The sequence below is a fragment of the Streptomyces viridochromogenes genome, assembly GCF_001270495.1.
GTDB lineage: Bacteria > Actinomycetota > Actinomycetes > Streptomycetales > Streptomycetaceae > Streptomyces > Streptomyces viridochromogenes_A.
Genome location: NZ_LGUR01000151.1, coordinates 21,217 through 46,885, shown reverse-complemented (window position 1 = coordinate 46,885; position 25,669 = coordinate 21,217). Strand labels below are relative to the sequence as shown.

The window sequence follows — 25,669 nt, the reverse complement described above, 5'->3', positions numbered from 1 at the left end:
AACCACTTGCGCGTCAATGGTCCGCGCAGCAACAGATGTTCGATCTCGATCTCTGGTTACCCTGCTGACTACATCCATGGCACGCGGACCGTGTCGGGCCGGACGACCACCGGGGGGATCGTGCGCTACTACGCGTATGTGTCCGAGGCGAAACTGGACATGCTGTTCGGGCAGATTCCGCCCAAGCTGTTGTCCGTCCTGCGGGCCGAGGTGAAGGTCGACCTGAAGGTCGTCGGCCTGACGGTCCAGAAGGACCGCACCGAGGCGGACATGTACGGCCGCTTGGCGATCGTCGAGACGTACCTGGACCGCAACCACGACATCTCGTGGATGAGCGAGCCCTCGGCCTGGTTCCGCGGCGAGTGCGAGCTGCGGACGTCGGCGTACGGGGCGTCCCCCGACGGGCCGGTCTTCATGATGGGGCAGGAGGGCGACACCGTCGTCGCCCTCATCGGCTCGGCGCGTCACCTCCACGGACAGCGGGTGTCGCCGGAGTCCTCGGTCGTGGGCCACTCCATGCTCCCCGCCCTCTTCCGCCTGGTGCAGCAGGCCGTCGACGACCGGCTGCTCACCGCCCCGGGCGGCATCCCCCGCCGCGAGTCGCCGTCGGAGACGGAGCAGATGCTGCGCCAGGTCGTGCAGCTCGGCCGGGGGCTGCGGGGGCCGGGCGAACCCAGTGAGTTCCTGGCGCGACGACTGCTGTCGGGCGTGGTCACCGACGCGCAGGGGCGACAGCTGAACGTGGTCGTGGGCACGCCGCTGTTCGTGGCGCTCGCGGGCGAGTGACGCCTGCCCGCCGGCACCGATCGACGATGTCCCCGGGGGTGGGCAGTGGACAGGTGGAAGTGGCGCCGCGGCAAGAAGACGCCCGAGCCCGCCGGGCGCGTTGATCCCCGCAGGACGGTCGCGGCGAGCTATCCCGTCCCGGACGCGGACGGAGCGGCGCCGGACGGGTCCGCGGACGACGCGAGCGCCGTGTGGTCCCCGGGCGACACCGTCGCCGGTCTGTACGAGGTGAGAGCCGTCCTCGGCCAGGGGATGATGGGCGTCGTCCACCGGGTCCGGCACCTGGCCTGGGACACCGACCTGGCCGTCAAGACCCCGCTCCCGGATGTGCTCGTGAGCCAGGCGGACAAGGAGCGGTTCGTCCGCGAGGCCGAGACGTGGGTGTCCCTCGGTCTGCACCCGCACGTGTGCAACTGCTACTACGTGCGCACCCTCGGCGGTGTCCCCCGCGTCTTCACCGAGTACCTCTACGGCGGCAGCCTGCGCGACTGGATCGACGACCGCAGGCTCTATCGCGGCAGCTCCCGCAAGGTGCTGGCCCGGGTGCTCGACATCGCGATCCAGATGGCGTGGGGCCTGGAGCACTCGCACCGCCACGGTGTGGTCCACCAGGACGTCAAGCCCGCGAACGTCATCCTCGACACCGAAGGCACCGCGCGAGTCACGGACTTCGGTCTCGCGCGGACGGGGCGGGGCGGAGCTGTGCCGTGGCCGGCCGTGCCGGGACCGGGCGCACCGGCGTCACAAGCCTCCACTCTCCTGGTCACCGTGGGCGGCCTGACCCCTGCCTACGCCTCGCCCGAGCAGGTGGCGGGCGAGGCGCTGGACCGGCGCACCGACGTGTGGAGCTTCGCGGTCACCGTGCTGGAGATGTTCCTCGGCGAGATCACCTGGTTCGCCGGCCCGGACGCCGCGGCGAAGCTGGCCGAACACCGTCGACGCGGCCGTGCCGGGGGCGGCCTGCCGGACCTGCCGGACCGGCTGGCCGAGCTGCTGGCGCACTGTCTGCTGGAGGATCCCGCGGACCGGCCGCGCGACATGTCCGAGATCGTCGCCCGGCTCTTCTTCGTCTACTCGATGGAACTGGGCCGCCCCTACCCGCGCCCCGCCCCGAAGGAGGTGCAGCTACGCGCCGACGAGCTGAACAACCGCGGTCTGTCCCTGCTCGACCTCGGCCGGTTCGAGGAAGCGGAGGCGGCGTTCGCCGAGGCGCTCGCGACGGATCCACGGCACCTGGAGGCGACCTACGACTCCGGGCTGCTGCGCTGGCGGGCGGGGCGCCTGACCGACGACGCGCTGGTCCACGGCATCGAGGGCGCTCCCGCGCGTCCGGGAGCCTCCTCACGTGCGAAGCAGCAACTGCTCGCCCAGGTGCACCTGGAACGCGGCTCCCTCGCAGAGGCCCTGCCCCTGCTGGAGGAGGCGGCGCGGGCCGAGCCGGAGAACACCGAGATCCGGACGGCACTGCTGCACGCCCGCGCCGAGGGCCTGGCTACCGGTCGCCCGCTGCACACCTTCCGGCACGCCGCACCGGTCACCGCCGATCTCAGTGCCGACGGACGCCTGGCCGTGACCGGCGACCCGGAAGGAACGATCCGGCTGTGGGACGTGGACGCCAACCGGATCCTCGTCGGGTTCCGCGCCCACGAGACCGACGTGCACTCGATCTGTCTGAGCGACGACGGGCTCCTCATCCTTTCCGCGGGGATGGACTACTCGAACCAGAACTGGCCCTACACCGTGCGCCTGTGGGACACGCAGACGGGCGAGTGCGTCTGGGAGCACGCGACGGACACGGGTGTGCAGTCCGTGCGGCTGAGCCCCGGGAGCCGGCTGCTGCTGTTCGGGAGCCACGACTCGACGGTGCGCGTGTGGGACGCCGACGGCCGCTGGGGTGCCCTCGGTCAGCCCCTGAGCCGGTTCACCCTGGGCACGTTTCCCGTCTGGCCGAGCCCGGACGGGCGCGCGGCCCTGTCCGGATTCGGGAGCAAGCCGCAGCTGTGGGACGTGGAGACCGGCGCCTGTCTGCGCACCTTCGAGGGGCACGCCCAGTCCGTCGTGGCGGTCTGCATGAGCGCCGACGGCAGCATGGCCGTCTCGGGCGGCACCGACAACACCGTACGGCTGTGGGACGTGGCCACGGGCCGCTGCCTGCGCGTGTTACAGGGGCACACCGGCTCGGTGAGGTCGGTCCGGATCAGCGATGACGCTCGTACCGTCGTCTCGGGGGGCGCGGACAACGCCGTACGGCTGTGGGACGTGGCCACGGGGCGCTGCCTGCGCACCTTCGAAGGACACACCGGTGCCGTGAACGCGATCGGCCTGACCGGGGACGGCCGACGGGTGCTGTCCGCCGGTGCGGACGGCGAGGTGCGGCTGTGGCAGCTGCAGGGGGACAGCCGCTATGTGTGTCCGCTCAGACCGAGCCGGCCGCGGTCGCACGCCGAGCTGGCCCAGCTCGACCTGCGCGTGGAAGCCCTGCTGGACGCGGCCGAACGGCACCTCTCGAAGGGGCGCACGGTGGCGGCTCGGGTACGGCTGGAGAAGGTCAGGTCGTTGCCGCGACACGACCGGTACCCACGGGCGCTCGCAGCCTGGCACACCCTGGCGCTGTCCTCGGTGCGGGTGGGAGCGAGGGCGGTCTGGCAGTCCGGCTCCCTGGAGGGGCACACCGGCAACGTGCACACCGTGTCGGTGAGTGCCGACGGACGGCTGGTGCTGTCGGGGAGCTGGGACGAGACCGTACGGCTGTGGGAGGCGCCGACCGGCCGTTGTCTACGGGTGTTCGAGGGCCCCAACGGCCTGCGGTCGAGCTGTCTGAGCGGCGACGGCCGCCTCGCCCTGATCAGAACCGAGGACGGCGTCGTACAGCTGTGGGAGACGGAGAGCGGCCGTGTCCTCCAGCGGCTGGAGACGCCCCCGGGCCGCGTCGGCACGGTGTGCATGGGGGGCGGCGACCGCCTGGCCCTCATCGGCGGATCCGGCGGCGAGAGCGCGACGACGACGGTGTGGGACCTGGAGACCGGACGCGTCCTGCACACCCTCGAAGGGGAGATGCGCGGCGGCCGCGGCTGGCTGAGTACCGACGGCCGGCTCGCTCTCACCTCGGGCCGGAGCAGAACCCTGCAGGCGTGGGATCTGGAGTCCGGCCTCAGCCTGCCCAAGCGCAAGCTGAAGTACCTTGGCTCGGTGGGCGCGGTCAGTCTGAGCGCCGACGGCCGGTCCGTCCTCGTCGGCGGCGCGGACCGCGGGCTGGCGCTGTGGAATCTGGCCACGGGACAGAGCGGGCCCTCCTTCAAGGGGCACACCGGAGAGGTCTACTCGGTGTGCCTGAGTTCGGACGGCCGCTTCGCGCTCTCCGGCAGCTGGGACAGCACGTTGCGGCTGTGGGACGTGGAGAGCGGCCGCTGCCTGCACGTCCTCAAAGGCCATACGGGCGAGGTGTCTTCGGCGGTCCTGAGCGCCGACGGCCGCTTCGCCGTCTCGGCGGGCGGGGACAGCACGGTGCGGCTGTGGGAGATCGACTGGGAACTCGACGCCCGCCGGCCCGCCGACTGGGACGAGGCGGCGCGTCCGCACCTCGAAGCGTTCCTCACTCTGCACACTCCCCCCTACGAGGACGGGAGCACGTACCGGCGTGGCACCCCGACGTGGTCCGAGGAGGACTTCGACGGCCTGTACCGGACTCTCCAGTACGCCGGTCTCGGCTGGCTCCGCCCGTCCGGCGTCAGGGCCGAACTGAGCCGGATGGCAAGCGACTGGTGGGAGCCCCCGCCTCTCTGACAGCGCCCCCGCGCCCCCTTACCAGGGCCAGCCACCCCGGCAGTTCGACCTCGGCACACACGGTCTTGCCGGGCGACCCGTCCCGCTCCACCACCTCCCACCGGTCGGCCAGCGCCTCGACCAGCACGAGACCCCGGCCGTGTTCGTCGAGGGGGTGCGGAGGCGGTACGTCGCCCGGCTTCGGGGGGCCGGATTCCGTACGGGTGTCACTGACCTCGACGCGGATGCTGCCCGTCGGCAGCGACAACCGCACCTCGAAGTCCCGCCCGGCCACACGGCCGTGGGTCACGGCGTTGGCCGCCAACTCGGCGACGATCACCGCGACGGCGTCGGAGGCGGCACTGCCGTGCGGGATGCCCCAGGCGTGCAGCTGGTTCACGACGAGGTGCCGGGCGAGGCGGGCGCCGCGCGGGGTGGCGCTGAGGCGCTGGGTGAGCGGATCTGGCATGCGCTCAATCTGGCGGCCCTGCGGGGCAGTTCACCAGGTGAGGGCCGCGTACGGTGCGGGAGCGTACGCGGTTACGGGCTGGACAGTACGCGTGACGGACCGTGACCATGTGCGCGGGAGGTGACCAATGGTGGTCGATGGTGCGGGTGCGGGCACGGGTGCGGGTACGGGTACGGGTGGCGAGCCGGAGTCGTCGGACAGTCTGCGGACGTTCGGGGCGGTTGTACAGGCCCTGCGGGAGCATGCGGGGCTGAGTCGGGAGGAGTTCGGGGATCTGGTGGGGCTGTCCAAACACACCGTGGCTTCGGTGGAGTTGGGGCGGCGGATGCCGGATCCGACGTTCGCGGCACGGGCGGAGGGGGTGACGGGGAACACGGGGGCGTTGCAGAAGTCGGTTGCGCATCTGGCTCGGCAGCAAGGGTTGGCGGCGTGGTTCCGTCAGTGGGCGCGGCTGGAGGCAACGGCAATCAGCCTCTACACCTACGAATGCCGCGTCATCCCCGGCCTGTTGCAGACCAGGGCGTACGCGCGGGCCGTGTCGCTGAGCGCGCCGCCAATCCCGAGCGACGAAGAGCTCGACCAGCGGATCAAAGCGCGCCTCGACCGGCAGGATCTGCTGTCGACGCAGCGGACACCCCCATGCGCGTTCAGCTTCATCATCGAGCAGGCAGTACTAGAGCGGCACACAGGCGGGGACGAGGTCACACGCGCCCTGCTCGATCACCTACTGGACCTGATCGACCGGCACTGGAACGTCGAAGTACAGGTCATGCCGCTGCGGCAGCCCGTACACGCAGGCTTGGACGGCCCGTTGCAGCTGCTTGAGACGCCCGAGAACAAGTGGTTCGCCTACTCCGAAGGTCAGGAGAACGGCCGTCTCATCTCCGACCCGAAAGCGATCAGCCTCCTGCACCAGCGGTATGCCAAACTGCGCTCGCAGGCCCTCACCCCCGAGGACTCCAGGAGCCTGCTGAAGCGAATGCGAGGAGCGCTATGAGCACGTCCGAACTGGCCTGGTTCAAGAGCAGCTACAGCAGCGGCAGCCAGGGCGACTGCGTCGAAGTGGCCCTCGCCTGGCACAAGTCCAGCTACAGCAGCGGCGGCTCCGGCGACTGCGTAGAGGTCGCCGCCTGCCCCCACACCATCCACATCCGCGACTCCAAGAACCCCCACGGCCCTCAACTCACCCTCTCCCCCACCACCTGGGCCGGCTTCCTCTCAAGGGTCATGCCTGAGTCGCTCGCCGAAGGCCTCCGCCCCGAGGATGCGTGAGGGGACCGGGACGTCACCCCAGAAGTCGAGTTCCAGGTCGGGCATCTCCGCCAGCTCACGGAGGTCGAGCACCGCGTTGGGGCCGCCGTCCACCAGGCCGATCTCCAGTCTTCTGAGGTGGGGAAAGACCTGGCGCAGCAGACCCATGTGCGCGTAGTCGCGCAGCCCTGTGAATCTGAGGTGCCGGATCCGCGGGTTCGGGGCGAGGGAGGCCAGGTCGGCGAGGGAGTCGATGCCCAGGACGACATCGGTGAGCAGGGGTGCGCGCAGCGCGGCGCGGAGGATTCCCGAGGCGTCCCGGTTGTAGCCGGAGACCGTCAGGGTCCGCAGGTTCGCCCAGTCCTCCAGGGTTTCGAGCCCTTCGGCGTGGTCGAACTCCACCAACAGGTCGCGGACGCTCGGTAGCGTGGGGAAGTCCCGCAGGGCCGGGCAGCCCCGCACTTGCAGTCGGGTCAGGTCCGGCCTGCTGCGGAGGAAGGCGAGGTCGTCGATCACGTCGTTGCCGTACAGGCCGAGCGACACGAGGTGCCGCGTCGGCAGGTGGGCTGCCACGTCCGCCGCCTCGTACGAGCCGGTCAGCGAGAGTTTCTCGACCGACGCCAGCAGGCCCAGTCGTACGAGCTTCTCGGGCCGGTTGACGATGAGTTGGGGCACGTGCATCCCGGCCAGCACCTCGTCGGCGTACGCCGCCAACGGACGCAGGTCCCAGGCCCTCACCACCTCGTTGCGGACGACCGGGTCGGGATGCGACGCGTACCCCTTGAGCTTCCGGTTCGCCTCGCCGCCGCGGATCAGGCCCAGGAGCCGGACCGTGTTGACGGTCCAGGGGCCGGTCGCCTGCTCGGCGTCCGGCTGCACTCCGACGGCCCATTCGCCGAGGCTCGCGAGGTCCTCGGCCTGTCCCACGTGCTCCGGCGGCATCAACGCCGCCACCCGGCTGCGGACCGCCTCCATCAGCACGGGGTCCAACTGCCGCAGACTGACCACGCACCGGGCGGCCAGTACGTGCCGGTTGTACCGCGCAAGGTCGTTGGCGTCCCCGAGATCGGTGATCTGCTTGATGAGACTCTCGGCGAAGGGACGTGTGGTGTGGCCCACGGCCAGCACGATCACGTCTCGCCATGCCTCGTTGTCCACGTGCTCCAGCAGTTCGGGGACGTAGCCGCTCTCGTGGAACTCCTTGGCCGCCAGGAAGTCCTGGAACGTACGGTGGATGAACTGGATCGCGTCGTCCCCGCGTTCCTGGAGCAGTCCGCTGCGGTCCAGCAGGAAACGCAGGATGCGCTCCGGGTTCCCCTGCTTGGCGACCTGGGGCATGTCCCGTACGGCCAGGCCGAGTTGCTGGACGGCCTGCTCGTAGGTCATCTGCTGTTGCCCGGTCCGTACCAGCCAGATGGCGAGCCGCTGGAGCAGCGCGTGCTGGTCGTCGGAGTCCAGGGTGACGGGATCGGCGTGGCGGACGCCGCGGCCCATGTCGCGCCCGCCGAGGAGCATGGCGAGGGCGGCCCTGAAGAGCGACCAGCGGGTGGTGGGCAGCAGGCCGCGGCGGCGCCGGTGCAGTGCGCAGATCACGGCGCACAGCAGCGGGGTGCGGGCGAGGTCCCGTAGCGCGTTGTTCTGCTCCAGCTGGTGCAGCAGGTCCTCTTCCAGGGAGGCGAGGAGCTGCTTCTCCTCGCCGCTGCGGCGGGTGTCGTAGAAGTGGTCGCATTCGAGGCGGGCGGCCTTGTGCCAGGCGCGTACGAAGGTGCGGATGTCCTCGTCGCTCATGGGCAACAGCGTGAGTTCGACGAAGTGCTCCGCCTTGAGCCAGTCCTTGTCGACCGCGTTGGGGCGGACGGTCGCCAGGCACCGGGTGCGCGGGTAGCGGTCGAGGAGGGTGGAGAGCCAGCGCCGGGCCTCCTCGCGCTCCGCCGCGGGTACTTCGTCGAGGCCGTCCACCAGGAGCAGTCCCCGGCCCGCCTCCATGACGCGGCGGCACCAGCCGTCGGGCGGGTCCTCCGTGAGGGACCGGCCCGCGCAGAGCAGCTCGGCGACCGACGGGTACCCCCTGCCGCGCGCGTGCACCTCGCGCAGCGGGATGACGAAGGGGACCAGCCCGTTCAGCTCGGTGAGCTCCGTGCCCAGGGTGTCGGCGGCGGCGTGTGCCGCGAGCCACCACACCAGGGTGGTCTTGCCCGCCCCGGCTTCGCCGCGCAGCAGCGCCCGGGGCCGGTTGACCAGCAGGTTCTCTATGCGCTGGACGGCGTCCCGGTCCTCCGGAGTGCCGGTCCAGGGGGCACCGGACCAGGGGTCACCGGACCACGGGTCCGGGGCGCCGGGACGCACGTTCTCCACGTACGGGGCGGCCTCGGCCCGCAGACTCAGGTAGGCGGTGTCGAGGTCCCAGCGGGACTCGCTCCTGCCGAGTTCCTCGATGCCGAAGATCTCCGTCTTGCGGTACTGGGAGCTGAGATCCTTCGCGTACTGGGCCTCGAAGCGCTCGTCCCGGGGGTGGAAGTCGGTGATCTCCTCCAGCCTGATCCTCTCCCGGAGCGGCACGAAGCGGTCCTTGTCCCGCTGCGCCACAGCCGTGACCGGTACCGCCTCGATCCTGAGGTGGTGCCGGTCCCGGGGCACCTGGGTGACCACACCGAGCAGCACCCGGCCGGCCAGGACCGGTGCGCCGGAAAGCCCGCTCAGGGGAGAGGCGGCGTGCCCGCGCTCGTCGGCCGCCGGCCGGTCGAGTTCGCAGACCAGCATGTCCCGCATCCGTCCGGCCATCGGCAGCACGGTCGCGCGGTACTGGTCGTACTCAAGGTCCTCGCCCCGCTCCCCGTACCGCTGGACCTGGGGGAAGCCGACGATCTGGCAGTGCGGCAGCGGGTCACGGGTTCTGACGTCGCCGCATCTGATGCGGCCCAGGGGCACGGCGTGCTCGGCGCCGAGCACGTCCGCCGCCAGGGTCAGCAGGGCCACGTCCAGTGTCTCGTCTACCCGGTCGACGAAGCACTGCACCGGCTTGCCCGACGCGGGGTGGATCACCTCGACGGACGGGCTGCCCGCCACCACGTGCCAGGCCGTGAGCACCTCCCGCCGGTCGAGCAGCACACCGCTGCCCTGTCCGTTCCCCCACACCACGACCACGCGGTCCAGGACGCTCCCCCCGATCACCGCGCGTCATCACCCCCGCCGAACCGCCCGACGCTCCCCCTGCTCTCGTTCCGCACCTTCCACGGTTCCCCGGTCCGCGCGTCCCGCGCCCTGAGCGTGAGCGCCACGCGATGCGTCCGGGTCGTACCGCCGCCCCGGTCGGCCCCGCCCTCCACGACCCACGCCTTCACCTTGACGCCGCCCGTGGTCTCCTTGCGCAGTTCGACACTGAACTCCAGCTCGATGTCGCCCACTTCGAAGGTCACGTCGCGGCCGGACGAACGGGCCGCCGCGGTGATCAGTTCGTCCCGTACCGCCTGCACGGCGTCGGCCAGCTCGATCCGGTTGTCGTCGGTCATGTGCCCAACGCTAGAGAGACCTCGGTGTCGACCGCCATCGGTTCACGCCAACCACCCCGGCGAGGTGGCGCGGTCCATCGTCCTTGACCGGCAACGAACTTGACGGTCGCTCACTTTGCCCAACTGACAGCCCATCAACAGCATCCCTTCCTACGGTGCCGTGCTCATGACAGACACTTCAGGCACCTCGAAGGCAACCCCCACCACGATCGGCCGCCGCACCGTGCTGATCGCCGGCGGCGCCGCGGCCGCCACCCTGGCCGTCACCGCCGCCGCGCCCGAAGCCCCCACAGCCGAGGCGGCCGGCACGGTCCCCGTCGCCGCCGCGGCCGTCTGCACCCTCACGAAGGAGATGACCGAAGGCCCCTACTACCTCGACGGACAGCTCGTCCGCGCCGACATCAGCGAGGACAAGACCGGCATCCCGCTGAAGCTCACCCTCACCGTCGTCGACGACGACACCTGCGCACCGCTGAACAACGCCCTGGTGGAGATCTGGCACTGCGACGCCCTCGGCGAGTACTCCGGCTTCGTCGGCAACAACGGCCACGACGAGCCCGACAACGGCACGTTCCTGCGCGGCGGCGTGCTCACCGGCTCGGACGGCGTCGCGCGCATCACCGCCGTGTACCCCGGCTGGTACCGCGGCCGCTGCGTCCACATCCACGTCAAGGTGCACACCGACGTCACCCTGACCGACGACGGCTCCTTCACCGGCGGCCAGGAACTCCACACCGGCCAGCTCTTCTTCGACGAGACGACCACGACCCGGGTCGCCGCGCTCGCCGCCTACGCCGCCAACACCGTCCCGCGCACCACCCTCGCCCAGGACGGCATCTACGACGACGGAGGCGCCGCGTCCGGGCTGCTGACCCTGACCGCGCTGGGCACTTCGCCCTCCGCGGGGTACGCGGGTGCGCTGACCCTCGGGGTGGAGAGCAGCTGACCCGACCGACCGCGGAAGGCCGCGCCCGGCTCCCCGCCGGGCGCGGCCTCAGCCATGTGCGGGCCTACTTCTCCGGGCACTCCTTCCACGCCAGGTGGTACACCGTGCTGATGTCGCCGTCCGTCGAGTCCATGGTCATGAAGCTGACCTTGCTCGGCGAGGACGAGCCCAGGTTCACCCGCAACTCGGTGTTGATGTTGAAGTTGCGCTGAACTCCGCAGGGCGCCCAGACCAGTTGGGCCCAGTCCGTCTCGTCGGTGGCCTGCCAGTTGTCGTTGAGGGGGCCGCTGTAGGAGTGGTTGCGGTACTGCGTGTTCGGTGAGCCCTGGAAGTAGTACGAGGCTCTCTGTATGGCGCTCGCGCCGGACTGGAGGGCGGCGAAGCCGCGGTAGTCGGCGCTGGCGATGGCGTAGGTGAAGCCGCCGGGGACGTGCACGACCAGGCTGAGCTGACAGTTCTTGCGGAACGCCGTGGGGTCGGAGTTGCCGCCGACCTGGGCGAGGTAGTCGCTGTAGGTCACCGTGAAGGCGGTGTTGTCCTCGGAGACGGCGACGGCGGTGGTGCCCTGGGGGCAGCCGGAGCCGTTCACCGTGGCGACCTTGATGACGATCTTGTCCGGCGGCGGGTTCTCGAACGCGGGGGCCGCCTGCGCGGGCAGCGTCGCGGTGAGCAGAGCGGCGAGTCCGCCGCCGGTCAGCAGGAATCGCAGGAGTCCACGTGCCATGGAGCTCTCCTTGGGGATGGGGGGTGGCTGCGCTCCCGGCCCGCACTCCACGGTTGAATCTTTGAAGAAACAGTGGGGTTTCTGTGAAGGTCGGAGGCGTTGGAATCGTAGGGAGCCACACGAGAGGCAGCCAGGGTGAACTCCAGCCATTCACAACCGAGTTGGGGGATGGGTCCCCAGGTCATTCACAGCCGCACATTCAGCTTCTCCTCAGCTGCCCCCCAATTGGCCGTGTCGCCGCGGCCGGCGGGCCGGCCGTCGCCGGGATCGCCTCGGCCGACGCCGGCACCGAGGAGAGCGAGACGTCGACCACCGCCGCGACGGAGGCCGCCGCCTCCGCCACCGTCGGCGTCCGCGTCCTCAACGCCGAGGTCACCGAGGGTCCGTACGCCCTCGAAGGCGCCCTCGTACGTGAGGACATCCGGGAGGACACGGAGGGCTTCGAGGTCCGGTACACCTTCACCGTCGCCGACACCGCGAGCGACTGCGCGGCGGCCAGATGACCGACGACAGCGGCCAGTGCGACATCACGTCCATCTGGCCGGGGCACCACGTCTCGCGCGCGGTGCACGTCCATATGCGGGTGCACACGGATGTGACGCTCACCGACGACTCGTACACAGGCGGCGAGATCGTTCACACCGGACAGCTCTTCTTCGACCCGGACATCAACACGGAGATCCAGGCGACCTCGCCGTACTCGGAAAACACCACGCGGGAGACCCAGTTGCCGGACGACGGCATCTACGACGACGGGGGCGCGTCATCCGGTCTGCTGACCCTGACGGCACCCGGTGACAGCGTGTCCGACGGCTACAAGGCGACCTTGACAGTAGGCGTCAGCACCGCCTGACACCCGGTCGGTCAGGTGCTGACGGGCTGCCGCTCCTCGACGGGCTCGGTCGCGGCCGCCTTCCCCTCCTTCAGGTGGGCGCGGATCGAGTACGTCAGGGCGGCGGCCCACAGGGCGTACAGGGCGACGTACACCGCCACGGCCGTCACCCCGGAGACCGCGAGCCAGTCGCTGTTCAGCAGGGTGCGGACGTTGGTGACGAGGATGACGCCGCCCACCGCGGAGCCCAGGACCCGGGGCGGCAGGACACGCACCAGCCAGGCGGCGACCGGGGCGGCGACCAGGCCGCCGGCGAGGAAGGCGGCGACCCATACGAAGTCGATGCCCTGCGAGCCCAGCGAGAACAGGAAGCCGAGACTCGCGGCGACCGCGACCAGGAACTCACTGGTGTCGATGGAGCCGATGACCTTGCGCGGCTCCATCCGGCCGGAGGCGAGCAGCGCGGGAGTCCCGACCGGGCCCCAGCCGCCACCGCCCGTCGCGTCCAGGAACCCGGCGACCAGACCGAGCGGGGTCAGGAACCGGCGCCGCAACGGCAGGCCCACCCGGTCCTTGGGCAGGCCGCGGAAGGTGAAGCGGGACATGACGTACACGCCGAGGCCGAGCAGGATCAGCGACATCAGCGGCGCCGCCACCTCGGTGGACAGCTTGGACAGCACGGTCGCGCCGAGGAAGGCACCGACCGCCCCGGGCACACCGATCTTCCCGACGACCTTCCAGTCGACGTTCCCGAAGCGCCAGTGCGAGGCGCCGGACATCAGCGTCGTACCGATCTCGGCGAGGTGGACGGTCGCGGAGGCGGCGGCCGGATTCGTACCCAGCGCCAGCAGCAGCGTCGTCGAGGTCACCCCGTACGCCATGCCGAGGCTGCCGTCCACCAGCTGGGCCCCCAGACCCGCGAGGGCGAGCAGTATCAGCGTGCGCATGCGGCCGGTCCCGTCTTTCCGAGGTTCCCTACCGGGTTGGTAGGGATGGACGGGACCGGACTTTAGGGCATCCGGCTGGGGGCGAGCTGTGAGTGTCCGAGGTGTGGGACGGATGTCCGAGGCGTGGACCGCGGACCTTGGCCGACCTCAGCCCAGCCGGATCACGTTCCAGGACAGCGGTTCCAGTACGGCGGTGAGGCGGCCGTCCTTCAGCTCCGTGCCCTCGACCGGGTGCGGGGCGACGCGCTCGGGGTCGTCGAGGGTGTTCCGCGCGTCCGGGTCGGCGTCCGCGAGGGCGCTGTGCTCGACGACGTTCGTCAAGTCCAGCCCGCTCAGGGCGACTTCGAGCGGGAGGGCCTCGGTACGGCTGCGGTTGACCGCGAAGACGGTGACCGTACCGTCCTCGGCGCGCACGGCCGTGGCGTGCAGGAGATCGGCCTCGCCGTACTTCTTCGTCTGGTACGTCGGGGAGTCCACGCGAACGTCCAGAACCTGGCCGCGGCCGTACTGGGCGGCCTGCGCGAAGGGGAAGAACGTCGTCTGCCGCCAGGCCGCGCCGCCGGGCTCGGTCATGATCGGGGCGATCACGTTGACCAGCTGGGCGAGGCAGGCGACGGTGACGCGGTCGGCGTGCCGCAGCAGCGCGATGAGGAGCGAGCCGAAGACGACGGCGTCCGTGACGCTGTAGTTGTCCTCCAGCAGGCGCGGTGCCTCCGGCCAGTCCTTCAGCGTCTTGGCGTGCGCCTCCCACTCCGGCAGGTACCAGACGTTCCACTCGTCGAAGGAGAGGTTGATCTTCTTCTTCGACTTCAGCCGGGCGCCCACGTGGTCCGCGGTCGCGACCACGTTCTCGATGAAGGACTCCATGTCGACGGCCGAGGCGAGGAAGGAGTCGACGTCACCGTCCTCCGGCCAGTAGTAGGCGTGCAGTGAGATGTAGTCGACCAGGTCGTACGTCTCCTGGAGGACCGTGGCCTCCCACTCGGCGAAGGTCGGCATGGACTGGCCGGAGCTGCCGCAGGCGACCAGTTCGACGTTCGGGTCCTGCTGGCGCATCGCCCGGGCCGTCTCGGCGGCGATCCGGCCGTACTCCTCGGCCGTCTTGTGGCCGGTCTGCCAGGGGCCGTCCATCTCGTTGCCGAGGCACCACAGCCTGATGCCGAAGGGGTCCTTGTCGCCGTGGGAGACACGCAGGTCGGACAGGGCGGTGCCCTCGGCGTGGTTGGCGTACTCCTGGAGCTCCAGGGCTTCGGCGACGCCGCGCGTGCCGAGGTTGACGGCCATCATCGGCTCGGCCTGCGGGCCGACCTTGCGCAGGAAGTCGATGTACTCGGAGAGGCCGAATCGGTTGGTCTCCGTCGAGTGCCAGGCGAGGTCCAGACGGCGGGGGCGGTTTTCCGCGGGGCCGACCGAGTCCTCCCACTTGTAGCCCGAGACGAAGTTGCCGCCGGGGTAGCGGATGGCGGTGACGCCGAGTTCGCGGACCAGTTCCAGGACGTCGGTGCGGATGCCTTCGGCGTCGGCTGTGGGGTGGCCGGGTTCGAAGATGCCGGTGTAGACGCAGCGGCCGAGGTGTTCGACGAAGGAGCCGAAGAGGCGGGGGTTGACCTCGCCGATGGTGAAGGCGGGGTCGAGGGTGAAGCGGGCGGTGCTCATGTTTGCCTTTCGAGGTTGCGTTTCGTCTGCGGGTCTGTGGGGGCTTGTCGCGCAGTTCCCCGCGCCCCTAAAGGACGATTGGCCAGCCGTTTTTTGTCCAGTGCAGTCTGTTCAGGCCCAGCTTCGGCGTGCCCTCGTCCGCTGCGTCGTAGTAGTGGTACGCCAGCCAATCTTGACCCCGGTCCCTGAAGACCGACTGGCCGCCTGTGCCGATGTACCTGCCGTGGCCCTCCAGCAAGAGGTCGCCGCCGCCTTCCAGCAACGGCTTGCCCGTGCTGTCGGTGTACGGGCCCGTGACGGACGTCGAGCGGCCCACCCTGATCTTGTACGTCGAGTTCACGCCCGCGCAGCACTGGTCGTAGGACGCGAAGAGGTAGTAGTGGCGGCCGTGCTTCACGATGTACGGGCCCTCTACCGCGTACGGCGCGTCGGGGCGGGTCGCCAGGTGGTGGACCGTCGCTCCCGGTACCGCCTTGCCTGTGACCGGGTTCAGCTCGACCATGCGGATGCCGGTCCAGTACGAGCCGAACGACATCCAGAGTCTGCCGTCGGCCTGGATGAGCGCGGGGTCGATGGCGTTCCAGGTGTCGGTCGTCTCGGACGTGAACACCTTGCCGTGGTCGTCCCAGGTGCCGGGGAGGCCGGAGCGGGACGTCGCGACGCCGATCGCGGAGTGGTTGGTGCCCCAGGAGGAGACGGCGTAGTAGAGCCAGTACCTGCCCTGGCGGTAGGAGATGTCGGGGGCCCAGGGATCGCCCGTGTCGTTGTACTCGTACCACCAGCTCGGGGGCTCGGCGAAGGCGTTGCCCGAGTCGGTCCAGTGCTTGCGGTCCTTGGACAGGCGGGCGCCGATCACACCGCCCGTCGAATAGGCCACGTAGCCGCCGGACTTGAGGCGGATGACGGTGGGGTCATGGATGATCTGCTGGCCGGTGACGGGCTGCGGGTCCGGGTAACTCTGCTCCGCGTGAGCCGTGTTGGGGAGGAACGCGAGGAACGCCGCCGCGATCACGGCCGTCAGCGCTCTGGGTGCTCTCACTGTCCCGCCAATCCCGTGTGGGCGACGCCCGCCACGATCTGCCGCTGGAAGAAGACGAACACGACGATCAGCGGCAGGCCCGCCATCAGGCCGCCGGCCATGAGCTGGGCCCACTGGATGCCGTACGAGTTCATGACGGTCGCGATGCCGTTCGGCATGGTCATCAGGTCGGGGTTGTTGGTCACCATGTACGGCCACAGGAAGTTGTTCCACGACGCGATGAAGGTGAAGATGCCGACCGCCGCGAGGGACGGGCGGGCGAGCGGGACCACGATGGTGAAGAAGACGCGCCAGCGGCCGGCGCCGTCGATGAACGCGGCTTCCTCAAGTTCGCGCGGGATGCCCTGGAAGAACTTGTAGAGGATGTAGACCATCGCGGCGGGCGCGCACTGCGGCAGGATCATGCCCCAGTAGGTGTCGACCATGCCCATCTGCTGGACGGTGGTGAAGAGCGGGACGCCGAGGACCGCCGGGGAGATCATCAGGCCCGCCATGACGAGGCCCAGCAGAACGTTCTTGCCGCGGAACTCGGTGCGGGCGAAGCCGTAGCCGGCGAGGGCGCTCACCAGCAGGACGACGGACGTCACGCAGACCGACACCACCAGGGAGTTCACGAACCAGTCGGTGACGTTGCCGGTCTCGTAGAGGGCCTTCCACGCCTGGCCCGTCCAGACCTCAGGCAGCCAGTGCGGCGGGATCTCGGCCGCCTCGGCCTCGGACTTGAGCGAGGTGAGCAGGGCGGCGACGATCGGTGCCAGGAAGACGGCGGAGACGGTGGCACCGCCGATCGTGAGGATGATCTGGCTGGGCGTCCAGGGCTTGCGGGACTTGGTGCGTACGGTACGTGCGGTGCGTACGGGCGTCTCGGCGGTGGTCATCGGCCGCCCTCCTCACGGTTGCGCAGCAGCCACATCCGCGCCAGGGCGACGAATGCGATGATCACGAAGAAGATGATGGACATCGCGGAGGCGTAGCCCACGCGGTAGCTGGTGAAGCCCTGTTCGAGGGTGTACTGCACGAACGACCTGGTGCTGAGCTCCGGCCCCGGGCTGAAGTCCATCATCACGACGGCCTGGTCGAAGAGCTGGAGCGAGGCGAGGATCTGGAGCGCGATCACCAGGCCGGTGATGTTGCGCAGCATCGGCAGCGTGATGTGGACCATGCGGTGCCAGGCATTGGCGCCGTCGAGCTTGGCGGCCTCGTACAGGTGGCCGGGGATGCCCTGGAGCGCGGCGAGGTAGAGCAGGAAGCTGAAGCCGACCGTCCACCACAGGGTCTGGATGACGATGGCGAGCATCGCGTACGACTTGTCGGTCAGCCAGGGCGTGTCGAGCCCGAGGGTCTCGTTGAACAGGCCGATGCCCTGGGTGAACAGCCACTGCCACATGTTGGCGGCGACGGTCGACGGCAGCAGGAACGGCACGAAGAAGCACAACCGCCACAGCCACTTCCCGCGCTCGATGTGGTGCGCGAGCATCGCGAGCAGGAAGGCGAGCACGGTGATGCACGGCACGACGAGGAGCGTGAAGTACGCGCTGTGGCCGAGGGCGTCCCACATCGCCTGGTCGCGCAGGGCCTCGCGGTAGTTGTCGAATCCGACGAAGCTCGCGCCCTCGCCGGAGATGTTGGCGTCCGTGAAGCTGAGGTAGACGCCGCGCAGCAGCGGCCAGATCACGAACAGCGCGAAGAGCAGCAGGAACGGGGCGATGAACCAGCCGCCGTGCTGGAAGCCCTGCTTGCGGCGGACGGTCAGGGCGGCGGTCGCGGTCTTCGCGCGGGCCGGCGCGACGACGGTCTGAGCACTGGTCGTCATGCGACCGCACCTCCCTGCGCGGCGGTCCTGCCGTCCATCGGGTTCTTCGAGGCGAGGAGCTTGGTGAGGCGGTTCTTCATCGTCCGCGCGACGGCGGCGGGTTTGGCGGAGCCCATCGTCGAGGAGACGACGACCGGGCCGAGATCCTGGGCGAGCACGCCGGTGGAGCCCGCGAACCACACCTTGGGCTCGGTGGCCTGGTGGTCCATGGCGCTCACGTACTCGTTCTGCGGGGTGAGCTTCCGGTACGCGGGCGTGGAGAGCGTCGGCCGGTAGGCGGGGATGTGGCCGCCGGCCGCCCACTGCTGGGCGTGCGTGACGACGTACGCGGCCAGCTCGTGCGCGGCCTCGTTGGTGGCGCCGCCGCGGCCGGCCTGGTGGGGCAGGACGAAGGCGTGCGACTCGGCGTGGGTGGCCTGTTTGCCGAAGACGGGCGGCAGGGGGGTCGCGCCGTAGTCCAGCTTGGCGCCGGAGAAGACCGGCACGGACCAGTTGCCCTCCCAGGTGAAGGGGGCGCCGTTGACGAACTGCTCGCCGGTGGGGGCACCGGGGATGACGTAGCCGTCGGTGACGTGCTGCCGGAGGAACTCCAGGACCTGGGTCGCCTTGTCGGCGTCGAAGAGGACCTCGGTGCGGGCGTCGTTGAACCACCCGCCGCCGAGCTGGGTGTAGAAGGCGACGAAGAACCACCACTGGAAGTTCTGGTCGTTGGTCCACAGACCGATCGTCTGCAGGCCCTTCTTCTGGACCTGCTTGGCCTTCTTCAGGACGTCGAACCACTCGTCGGTGGAGGTGACCGGGATCATTCGGCCGTCGTCGCCGAGCAGTTCCGCCTTCTTCAGGACGTCCTTGCGGTAGAAGCAGAGCTGGACGTGGATGTCGAGCGGGAGGGCGTAGAGCTTGCCGTCGATGACACCACGGTTCCACAGCGCGGGGTTGAAGTCCTTCTGCCGCACGCCGTACTTGGCGAGCAGGTCGACGTCCCAGGGGTCGAGGAGGCGGCCCGGCGAGAAGCCCGCGACCCGGCCCACGTGCATGACGCCGAGCTCGGGGGCGCGGTTGCCCGCGGCGGCCATGGCGAGCTTGGTGTAGAAGGGGTTGCCCCACTGGAGGGTCGAGTCCTTCACGTCGATGTCGGGGTTGGCCTTACGGAAGGCGTCCAGCATCGCGATCATGTTGGCACCGTCGCCGCCGCTGAAGAGGTTCCAGTACCGCACCCTCGTACGCGCGTTGGAGGCGAGCGCGTCGGCGCCGGTGCCCAGTGCCGCGAAGCCGAAGCTGCCGGCCACCGCCAGCCCTCCGGCGGCGGCCAGAAGGTGCCTGCGATTCAGGCCAGGTCGTCCCATTCCCTGCCCTAACTGTTCGAGATATCGAATTGTGCACGTAACTTCGAACGGACCGTAGGCGGTAAGCGCTTTCTCGTCAATGGGTCCTGCACGAAGTCGCTCCGCGGGTAGTGCCGGGGTGGGGGGGTGTGGGGTTGTGGGTGGCTGGTCGTCCGCAGGTTCGTTGTGCCTGGTCGCGCAGTTCCCCGCGCCCCTGACCGCGCGGCCGGAGTCGCATGTCGATACGGTCCCGCGTGCCTCAGGGGCGCCGCCGAAGCGGTCGTTCTCGGCTGAACAACGGTCGCTGGATCGCATGACGCGGACACGGCGTGCGGCGTAGGCTCGAACGGCCCGCCGAGCGGCGGGGGAACAGGGGGTGCGATGGACATCGCGGGCGCGCGCAAGAGGGCGGCCCGGGTCGCTTCGGTGCTGCGGCCACGGCTGCGGCGCTCTCGCTCCGCTTCCGGAATGCGCGACCTGGCCTCCGATCTGAGCGCCGCCCTGCGTGCCAGACCCCACCCCCCGGCCGACGTACGGGAGCTGTGCCGCGCGCTGTGCGCGGAGATGAGCGGCCGGCGCGGCGGACGGCCCGTCGAGCTGCGGTTCGAGCGGTTCCCCGACGAGATCGAAGTGACCGGGCTGTGGGTGGAGTTCCAGGACTTCGACCTGGTCATCGTCGAGGAGCGGGCCGAGGCGATGCAGCAACTGGTCATCCTCGGCCATGAGTTGTGGCACCTGCACGCCGGGCACGGCCACCACCACACGGACGGTACGGCCGCCGCGCGCGCACTCGTTGGCACGCCCGGCTGGAAGGACGGCGCCCTCACGGTGGCCGCCCGCAACGGCTCCCGGGAGCGGGACGAGGCCGAGGCCGACGACTTCGGACACCGGCTGGCCGCCGCGTTCCGTCCGCTGCTGTCGGAGCGGGGGGCGGATGCGCCGCTCGGGCCGGTGCAGCGTTCGCTGGGATATCGCGGCGGCAGCAGCAGCGGGCGGGCGAGCGGCAGTGGGCGGGCGAGCGGGAGCGGGCAGGTGACGCGGTGACGCTCGCGGCCGGACCGGCGACCGGGCTCGCGGCCGGACTGGCGGCCGGCCCGACCGGGCTGGCGTCGGACTCGTCGACGCTCTTCGGTGACGTCCAGGTCTCCTTCTGGATCCCGACCGTCGCCCTCACCGCCGCCCTGGCGATCAAGCTGCCCAGCATCGTCAGGCTGTGGCGGGACCCGCTGCTGCGCGCCGTCGGCGGCCTGCTGCTGTTCGCCTGCGCCGTGTTCGTCTTCGCCGCCCCGAGCACCATCGCCTGGACCAACCGCGTCACCGGCGTACCGAACATCTCGGCGCCCTGGGTGTACTCGCTCATCACCGCGCTGTGCGCGTCGTGGCTGCTGCTCATCATCGCCTGGCGCAACGGCCTGACCAACCGCTCGGCCGCCACCCGCCGTGCGACCCGCTGGGTCGTCTCCGTCTACGTGGGCGTGGTCGTCGCCCTATGGGTGCTGTTCGCACTCGCCGACGCCCCCGTGGAACGGCTCCGGGACCTGGACACGTACTACGCCACGACGCCCTTCATGCGCGAGCAGATCCTGCTCTACCTGCTCGCGCACACCGTGGCCTGCGCGATCACGGCCCGGCTGATCTGGAACTGGATCCGCACCGACGGCCTGGACGCCTGGCTGCGCTGGGGCCTGCGGTTCCTGGGCGTCGGCTATGCGACGAACCTGCTCTTCGACGCGTCCAAGCTCACCGCCGTGTTCGCCCGCTGGACGGGCCACGACCTGGACTGGCTGAGCACCGACCTGGCGCCGTCGGCGGCCTGCGTCTCCGCGTCCCTGGTCGCCGTGGGCTTCATCATCCCGCACGCGGGCCAGTACCTGCACGAGCACTGGCGGATCCGGCTGCGCCACCGCCATCTGCGTACGCTCTCCGCGCTGATGCGCTCGGTGACCGGCGGACGCGAGCCCTTCACCCTGCGCGGCACCGCGGAACTGCGGCTGATCCGCCGGGAGACCTTCATCCGTGACGCGCTCCTCCAGGTGTCCCGGCACCTCGACGAGAACCTGCGCGGACGGTCGTACGACGCGGCCCTCGCCCTGGGCGCCGAGCCCGCCCGGGCGGAGGCCCTCGCCGCGGCCGTGATGCTCCTGGACGCCATCGACACCAGGCAGCGCTCCCCGGAGGCCGACGCCTCCCCGTCCGGCCCCGACACCGCATATCTGCTGCGGGAGATCCAGGCCGTGTCCCAAGCCCTCCGTCAGCCCGACGACATCGAGGCGGTACGCGCCCGAGCGACCGCCCCCGCAGAGAGTGCCCCCGCTTGACTTCCTCCTCCTCGGCGAACGAGGGGGATTCCTACAGCTCGCGCCGTGGGGCTTTCTGCTTCGTCGCCGACTGCCCGCCCGGAGTTCTCCGTTGAGGTCTTACACCGGCTCCACAGACAGACACCGCCAGCCCGGCGGCCAGAAGGTTGTTCGCCGCGTTCACGTCCCGGTCATGGGTCATGCCACAGCTGCCGCACGTCCAGGTGCGGACTTTCAACGGCAGTGCCTCGGCGAGGGCGCCGCAGTGGGAGCACAACTTGGCGGAGGGGAAGAAGCGGTCCACCGCGATCACTTGCCGTCCGTACCAGTCGGCCTTGTACTCCAGCATGCTCCGGAAGTCCGACCACGCGGCATAGCTGATGGCGCGGGCCAGGCTCCGGTTCCTGACCATGGTGCGTACGGTCAGGTCCTCGATCACGAGCGTTTGGTTTTCACATACGAGTCGAGTGGTGTCAACTTGTGAGCACACGCTGCTAGTTGGTGATGGGCTCCGATCCGCCAGAAGGCGAATCGACTCTCCCCGCCCCGCTCCGCAGGAGTCCGTTTCCTCCCCCGCCTGAAGACGGGGGTATCCACGGAGGCATCCCGATGAACGAACGCCCCGCCCCAGACGTCAGAACCGCCGTCGTCCTGGGGGGATCCCACTCCGGCATGCTCGCGGCCCGCGCGCTCGCCGGGTTCGCCGACCGCGTGGTCGTCGTCGACCGGGACGCGCTGCCCGACGGCCCCGACCCCCGCAAGGGGCTGCCGCAGGCGCGGCACGCGCACATGCTGTGGTCGGGCGGGGCACGGGCCATCGAGGAACTGCTGCCGGGCGTCACCGAGGTGCTCCGGGAGGCCGGGGCACGCCGACTGCCGGTCACCACGGACATGGTCGCCCTGTCGGCCTGGGGCTGGTTCCGGCGCTGGCCCGAGTCGCACCATGTGATCCTGGCCGGCCGGGACCTGCTGGACGCGACGATCCGCGCGCGGGTCCTCGCCGACGAGCGGATCGAACTGGTCGAGCGGGCGGAGGCGGTCGGGCTGACCGGCACCGCCTCCGCCGTGACGGGCGTACGGATCCGGACCCGCGACGGCGCCGAACGCACCCTCCCCGCCCGCCTGGTCGTCGACGCCACCGGCCGCGGCTCCGGGACGCCCAGGTGGCTGACGGCGCTCGGTCTTCCCGCACCCGAGCGACGCGAGGTCGACTCCGGCCTGGCGTACGCCAGTCGCCTCTACCTCGCCCCCGAGCACGCCCGGGACGGCTTCCCGGTCGTCAACGTGCAGCCCGACCCGCGTGACGGCGGGCCGGGCCGGGCGGGCTTCCTGCTGCCGATCGAGAACGGCCGGTGGATCGTCACCCTCTCCGGCACCCGGGGCGGCGAACCGACCTCCGCGCCCGAGGACTTCGTCCCGTTCGCCCGCGAGAAGCTACGCCACCCGCTGATCGGCCAACTGATCGAGAACGCCGATCCCCTGTCCGCCGTGTACTGCACCCGCGCCACCGTCAACCGCCGGTTCTTCTACGAGCGGATGCCTGCCTGGCCGGACAACCTCGTCGTCCTCGGCGACGCGCTCGCCGCGTTCAACCCGGTCTACGGCCACGGTCTGGCGGTCGCCGCCCAGAGCGCCCTGATCCTGCGGGACATGACCCGACGGCACGGGCCGACGGCACCCGGCCTGGCGCGCCGCGTCCAGCGGGCGCTGGCCCGCCCGGTCGGCGCGGCCTGGGACATGGCCATAGGACAGGACGTGTTCTACCCGGGCGCGACGGAAAGCGGCCCCACGGTGCGGGAGCGGCTCGTGGCGGCGTACGTCGCCCGCCTGATGCACACCGCCACCGGCAACGGCCGGATCGCCCGCCGGGTGACGGACGTGACGTCGCTGGAGCGGGGCGCGGAGGTGCTGCTGGCCCCGTCCGTCCTGCTGGCCGCCGCGATCGGCCCGCTCAAGCCTGCGTTGAGCGGGCCGCCGTTGACGACGGAGGAGAGGAAAGCGGCGGGGCTGCCGTAGCGACGGCGGGGCTGCGGGAGCGGCGGCGGGGCTGCGGTATCGACGGTTGGGGGTGGCGCGGGTGAAGGGCTCACCCGCGGCCACTCGGTCAGCCGGCGAACGCCGGCTGCGCCATCCCCTTCCCGGCGCCCGGAACCACGAAGACCGACCCCGCCAGCGGAGGCGGCGAGGCGAGGCCCACGCGGGCCGTCGTGATGTACAGGTCGGTCAGGTCGGGTCCGGCGAACGCGCACGCCGTGACGCGGGGCACCGGAAGCGGGACCACGCGGTCCAGCTCACCGGCCGGCGTGTAGCGGCGTACCGCGGCGCCCTCCCACAGAGCCACCCACACACATCCCTCGGCGTCGACGGTGAGACCGTCGGGGAACCCGGCGCCGTCCTCGATCTCGGCGAGCGGTCGCCGGTTGACGGCCCGGCCGTCCACGAAGTCGAAGACGTCGACCCGCCGGGTCGGTGAGTCGATGTAGTACATGAGCCGGCCGTCCGGGCTCCAGCCGGTGCCGTTGCTCACCGTCACGTCGTCGAGGATCACCTCGACCGCGCCGTCACCGGTGATCCGGGACAGCGTGCCGCCGCCCTGGGCCTCGTCGTAGCGCATGGTGCCCGCCCACAGGGAGCCGTCGGGGGCGACGGCGGCGTCGTTGGCGCGGCGGCCGGGGAGGGGCTCGTGGTGCAGCCAGCGGAAGGAGTCGTCCGGGTCCAGCAGCCCCACGCCGTCCCGGAGATTCAGCACCAGACCGCCGCCGACGCGTGGCTTGACGGCGCCGATGTGCTGCGGGGCCGTACGGACCGAGCGACGCCCGGAGACGAGGTCGTACGTGTGGATGCGGGACCGCAGGATGTCGATCCAGAGGAGCCGCCCGGTCGCCGGGTCCCAGGTCGGCCCCTCGCCGAGCTCCGCCTCGGCACGCACGGCCACCTCGTACGCGGTCGCCGTCATGCCACGCTCCGGTGCCCGAGACGCTCCGACAGCTCGGCGGCCCCCTTGGCGGCGAGCTGCTCCAGCTCGACGCGCCGGTCGTCGCTCCAGCGGATCATGGGCACGGAGATGGAGAGGGCGGCGACGACCTGCCCGGTACGGTCCCGCACGGGCGCGGCGACGCAGGACACGTCCGGGTTGGACTCCCGGCTCTCCACGGCGATGCCCCGCTGCCGGATCCCGGCGAGGGCCTCGCGCAGGGCGCCGGGGTCGGTGATGCTGTTGGGTGTCATGGCGATGAGGTCGGCGTCGTCCGCGATACGGGAGGAGAGCTCCGGCTCGGAAAGGGAGGCCAGCAGCATCTTGCCGACGGACGTGCAGTGGGCGGGCAGCCGCCGCCCGGCGGCGGACACCATGCGCACCGCGTGCGTCGAGTCCACCTTGGCGATGTAGATGACGTCGGTGCCCTCGAGGATGGCCACGTGCACGGTCTCGTCACAGGTCTCGGCGACGGACCGGGCGACCTGCTGCCCCTCGGCCGCGAGGTCGAGCTGCTCGGCGTACCGGCTGCCGAGCTGGTACGGCCGTACGCCGAGGCGGTACCGTCCTGGCTGACCCGGCACCTGGACGATGTACGACCGGGCGGCGAGCGTGGTGACCAGCTCGTGCACGGTGGTGCGTGGCAGCTGGAGCTTGCGCACGATGTCGGGGGCGGACAGCGTGCCGTCCCCGTCGAGGAAGAGCTCGAGAATGTCGAGAGCCCGGGTCACGGCTGGTACGAGGCGTCCCACGTCCGGCACCCTCCCTTGGATGTCAGGCTGCGTTCGAAATTTCAACAGCCGATCGGAATAACGAACACAGGCTACTCAAAGTGCGTTTGCCCCGGCAATGGCCTTGCGCGGACCGGCTCGAAAGCTCCGCGGGCGCGATGAACGGCCAGTACCGTTTCTTGTGTGCGGCTCGTCACACTGTGCCGCACGGGCGCCGCGTGGCCCCCGTCGTGCGTCCAGTCGGTCGGCCCCGTCAGCTCAGCGGCTTCCCCGCACGCACGAACGCCGCGTCGAAGTCGGTCGTCCACTCCTCGCCGTCCGCTGCTGGGGCCAGGTGCGGTCGGTCATGCTGCCGCGACAGACGCGGGCGACGGCGCGGCCGTCGGCGTAGAGGGCGGTGAACTCGTCGGCGGTGTCGTCGTAGCCGATCACCGACATGGTGGAGGAAGGGGGCGAGGAAGGCGCCGCCCTCCAGCCAGGCGAACTCCGTCCGGAACGGGCCGACGGTGCGGCCGGCGGCCCACAGGTCCCACTCGCCGACGAACGGGTCCGGCCGACGCAGGGCGGCGTGGGGTGTCGGTTGCCGCATCGGTGCACCCTGCGCACCA

23 protein-coding genes and 1 pseudogene are annotated in these 25,669 nt (G+C 70.6%); 10 read left to right on the top strand and 14 right to left on the bottom strand.

The features are described from left to right. The first annotated feature begins 120 nt into the window (after positions 1 to 120). Both ADK36_RS16045 and ADK36_RS16040 read left to right on the top strand, forming a co-directional pair. Positions 121 to 786 carry a DUF7019 family protein gene (locus ADK36_RS16045; RefSeq protein ID WP_048582418.1) on the top strand — a complete coding sequence of 222 codons (666 nt, stop codon included), beginning with the start codon at positions 121 to 123 and terminating at the stop codon, positions 784 to 786. A gap of 45 nt (positions 787 to 831) precedes the next feature. Next, positions 832 to 4,569: a protein kinase domain-containing protein gene (locus ADK36_RS16040; protein WP_053198011.1), complete on the top strand. Its 3,738-nt coding sequence runs from the start codon at positions 832 to 834 to the stop codon at positions 4,567 to 4,569. Here the strand turns inward: ADK36_RS16040 and ADK36_RS16035 are convergent. Further along, positions 4,514 to 5,017, bottom strand: a complete 504-nt coding sequence (locus tag ADK36_RS16035) for an ATP-binding protein (protein WP_078942652.1) — start codon at positions 5,015 to 5,017, stop codon at positions 4,514 to 4,516. The two genes, ADK36_RS16040 and ADK36_RS16035, sit on opposite strands and share 56 nt — an antisense overlap. A 127-nt stretch (positions 5,018 to 5,144) precedes the next feature. Between ADK36_RS16035 and ADK36_RS16030 the strand changes: the two genes are divergently transcribed. Then, positions 5,145 to 6,014 carry a helix-turn-helix domain-containing protein gene (locus ADK36_RS16030; protein ID WP_053198006.1) on the top strand — a complete coding sequence of 290 codons (870 nt, stop codon included), beginning with the start codon at positions 5,145 to 5,147 and terminating at the stop codon, positions 6,012 to 6,014. After that, a complete protein-coding gene (locus ADK36_RS16025) occupies positions 6,011 to 6,289 on the top strand; it encodes a DUF397 domain-containing protein (RefSeq protein WP_053198004.1) in 279 nt (92 codons plus the stop codon). Before ADK36_RS16030 ends, ADK36_RS16025 begins: the two co-directional genes overlap by 4 nt. On the opposite strand, the gene ADK36_RS16020 is transcribed toward ADK36_RS16025, so the two are convergent. Next, positions 6,236 to 9,439: a serine protease gene (locus tag ADK36_RS16020; protein WP_053198002.1), complete on the bottom strand. Its 3,204-nt coding sequence runs from the start codon at positions 9,437 to 9,439 to the stop codon at positions 6,236 to 6,238. The two genes, ADK36_RS16025 and ADK36_RS16020, sit on opposite strands and share 54 nt — an antisense overlap. Next, on the bottom strand, positions 9,436 to 9,777 hold the full coding sequence (locus ADK36_RS16015; protein ID WP_053198000.1) for a trypco2 family protein: 342 nt from the start codon (positions 9,775 to 9,777) through the stop codon (positions 9,436 to 9,438). The genes ADK36_RS16020 and ADK36_RS16015 overlap by 4 nt, the downstream gene beginning before the upstream one ends. A gap of 166 nt (positions 9,778 to 9,943) precedes the next feature. On the opposite strand from ADK36_RS16015, the gene ADK36_RS16010 reads away from it, so the two are divergent. Next, the gene (locus tag ADK36_RS16010) at positions 9,944 to 10,723 is read left to right on the top strand and encodes an intradiol ring-cleavage dioxygenase (RefSeq protein WP_053197998.1); all 780 of its coding nucleotides are present in this window, start codon (positions 9,944 to 9,946) and stop codon (positions 10,721 to 10,723) included. A 64-nt stretch (positions 10,724 to 10,787) separates the two neighbouring features. Here the strand turns inward: ADK36_RS16010 and ADK36_RS16005 are convergent, their stop codons facing one another. Further along, positions 10,788 to 11,447, bottom strand: a complete 660-nt coding sequence (locus ADK36_RS16005) for a DUF4360 domain-containing protein (RefSeq protein ID WP_048582387.1) — start codon at positions 11,445 to 11,447, stop codon at positions 10,788 to 10,790. A gap of 161 nt (positions 11,448 to 11,608) precedes the next feature. On the opposite strand from ADK36_RS16005, the gene ADK36_RS50210 reads away from it, so the two are divergent. After that, positions 11,609 to 11,950, top strand: coding sequence for a hypothetical protein (locus ADK36_RS50210; RefSeq protein WP_053197995.1), 342 nt, complete (start codon positions 11,609 to 11,611; stop codon positions 11,948 to 11,950). After that, complete coding sequence (locus ADK36_RS50205; protein ID WP_053084690.1) at positions 11,947 to 12,300, top strand: hypothetical protein; 354 nt, start codon at positions 11,947 to 11,949, stop codon at positions 12,298 to 12,300. Before ADK36_RS50210 ends, ADK36_RS50205 begins: the two co-directional genes overlap by 4 nt. Positions 12,301 to 12,311: 11 nt before the next feature. On the opposite strand, the gene ADK36_RS15990 is transcribed toward ADK36_RS50205, so the two are convergent. The 6 genes from ADK36_RS15990 to ADK36_RS15965 all read right to left on the bottom strand — a co-directional run bounded on the left by ADK36_RS15990 (position 12,312) and on the right by ADK36_RS15965 (position 19,080). Then, positions 12,312 to 13,226 (bottom strand): sulfite exporter TauE/SafE family protein, encoded by a 915-nt coding sequence (locus ADK36_RS15990; protein WP_048582388.1) that lies wholly within the window; start codon positions 13,224 to 13,226, stop codon positions 12,312 to 12,314. A 147-nt stretch (positions 13,227 to 13,373) separates the two neighbouring features. Beyond that, positions 13,374 to 14,882, bottom strand: coding sequence for an alpha-N-arabinofuranosidase (locus ADK36_RS15985; RefSeq protein ID WP_053197993.1), 1,509 nt, complete (start codon positions 14,880 to 14,882; stop codon positions 13,374 to 13,376). Positions 14,883 to 14,949: 67 nt separating this feature from the next. Then, positions 14,950 to 15,921 (bottom strand): arabinan endo-1,5-alpha-L-arabinosidase, encoded by a 972-nt coding sequence (locus ADK36_RS15980; RefSeq protein WP_048582390.1) that lies wholly within the window; start codon positions 15,919 to 15,921, stop codon positions 14,950 to 14,952. After that, positions 15,918 to 16,799 carry a carbohydrate ABC transporter permease gene (locus ADK36_RS15975; protein WP_053197991.1) on the bottom strand — a complete coding sequence of 294 codons (882 nt, stop codon included), beginning with the start codon at positions 16,797 to 16,799 and terminating at the stop codon, positions 15,918 to 15,920. Before ADK36_RS15975 ends, ADK36_RS15980 begins: the two co-directional genes overlap by 4 nt. Further along, positions 16,796 to 17,734 (bottom strand): carbohydrate ABC transporter permease, encoded by a 939-nt coding sequence (locus ADK36_RS15970; RefSeq protein ID WP_048582392.1) that lies wholly within the window; start codon positions 17,732 to 17,734, stop codon positions 16,796 to 16,798. The genes ADK36_RS15975 and ADK36_RS15970 overlap by 4 nt, the downstream gene beginning before the upstream one ends. Next, positions 17,731 to 19,080 (bottom strand): extracellular solute-binding protein, encoded by a 1,350-nt coding sequence (locus ADK36_RS15965; RefSeq protein ID WP_048582393.1) that lies wholly within the window; start codon positions 19,078 to 19,080, stop codon positions 17,731 to 17,733. The genes ADK36_RS15970 and ADK36_RS15965 overlap by 4 nt, the downstream gene beginning before the upstream one ends. 360 nt (positions 19,081 to 19,440) lie before the next feature. On the opposite strand from ADK36_RS15965, the gene ADK36_RS15960 reads away from it, so the two are divergent. Together ADK36_RS15960 and ADK36_RS15955 are read left to right on the top strand one after the other, a co-directional pair. After that, the gene (locus tag ADK36_RS15960) at positions 19,441 to 20,103 is read left to right on the top strand and encodes a hypothetical protein (RefSeq protein WP_048582394.1); all 663 of its coding nucleotides are present in this window, start codon (positions 19,441 to 19,443) and stop codon (positions 20,101 to 20,103) included. Between the two features lie 59 nt (positions 20,104 to 20,162). Further along, positions 20,163 to 21,377 carry an MAB_1171c family putative transporter gene (locus tag ADK36_RS15955; RefSeq protein ID WP_048582420.1) on the top strand — a complete coding sequence of 405 codons (1,215 nt, stop codon included), beginning with the start codon at positions 20,163 to 20,165 and terminating at the stop codon, positions 21,375 to 21,377. A 31-nt stretch (positions 21,378 to 21,408) separates the two neighbouring features. On the opposite strand, the pseudogene ADK36_RS15950 reads toward ADK36_RS15955, so the two are convergent. Then, positions 21,409 to 21,828, bottom strand: a pseudogene (locus ADK36_RS15950) (RNA-guided endonuclease TnpB family protein); the annotation flags it as partial. Between the two features lie 137 nt (positions 21,829 to 21,965). Here ADK36_RS15950 and ADK36_RS15945 point away from each other — a divergent pair. Continuing rightward, positions 21,966 to 23,372, top strand: coding sequence for an NAD(P)/FAD-dependent oxidoreductase (locus ADK36_RS15945; RefSeq protein ID WP_199830192.1), 1,407 nt, complete (start codon positions 21,966 to 21,968; stop codon positions 23,370 to 23,372). 88 nt (positions 23,373 to 23,460) lie between these two features. Here ADK36_RS15945 and ADK36_RS15940 read toward each other — a convergent pair whose 3' ends face one another. From ADK36_RS15940 to ADK36_RS48860, 3 genes are all read right to left on the bottom strand, one after another. Beyond that, a complete protein-coding gene (locus ADK36_RS15940; protein WP_048582395.1) occupies positions 23,461 to 24,312 on the bottom strand; it encodes an SMP-30/gluconolactonase/LRE family protein in 852 nt (283 codons plus the stop codon). Beyond that, entirely contained in the window at positions 24,309 to 25,082 is a 774-nt protein-coding gene (locus ADK36_RS15935; protein ID WP_048582396.1) for an IclR family transcriptional regulator, read from the bottom strand. The genes ADK36_RS15940 and ADK36_RS15935 overlap by 4 nt, the downstream gene beginning before the upstream one ends. A 232-nt stretch (positions 25,083 to 25,314) precedes the next feature. After that, complete coding sequence (locus ADK36_RS48860; protein ID WP_159029179.1) at positions 25,315 to 25,650, bottom strand: hypothetical protein; 336 nt, start codon at positions 25,648 to 25,650, stop codon at positions 25,315 to 25,317. Positions 25,651 to 25,669 lie beyond the last annotated feature (19 nt).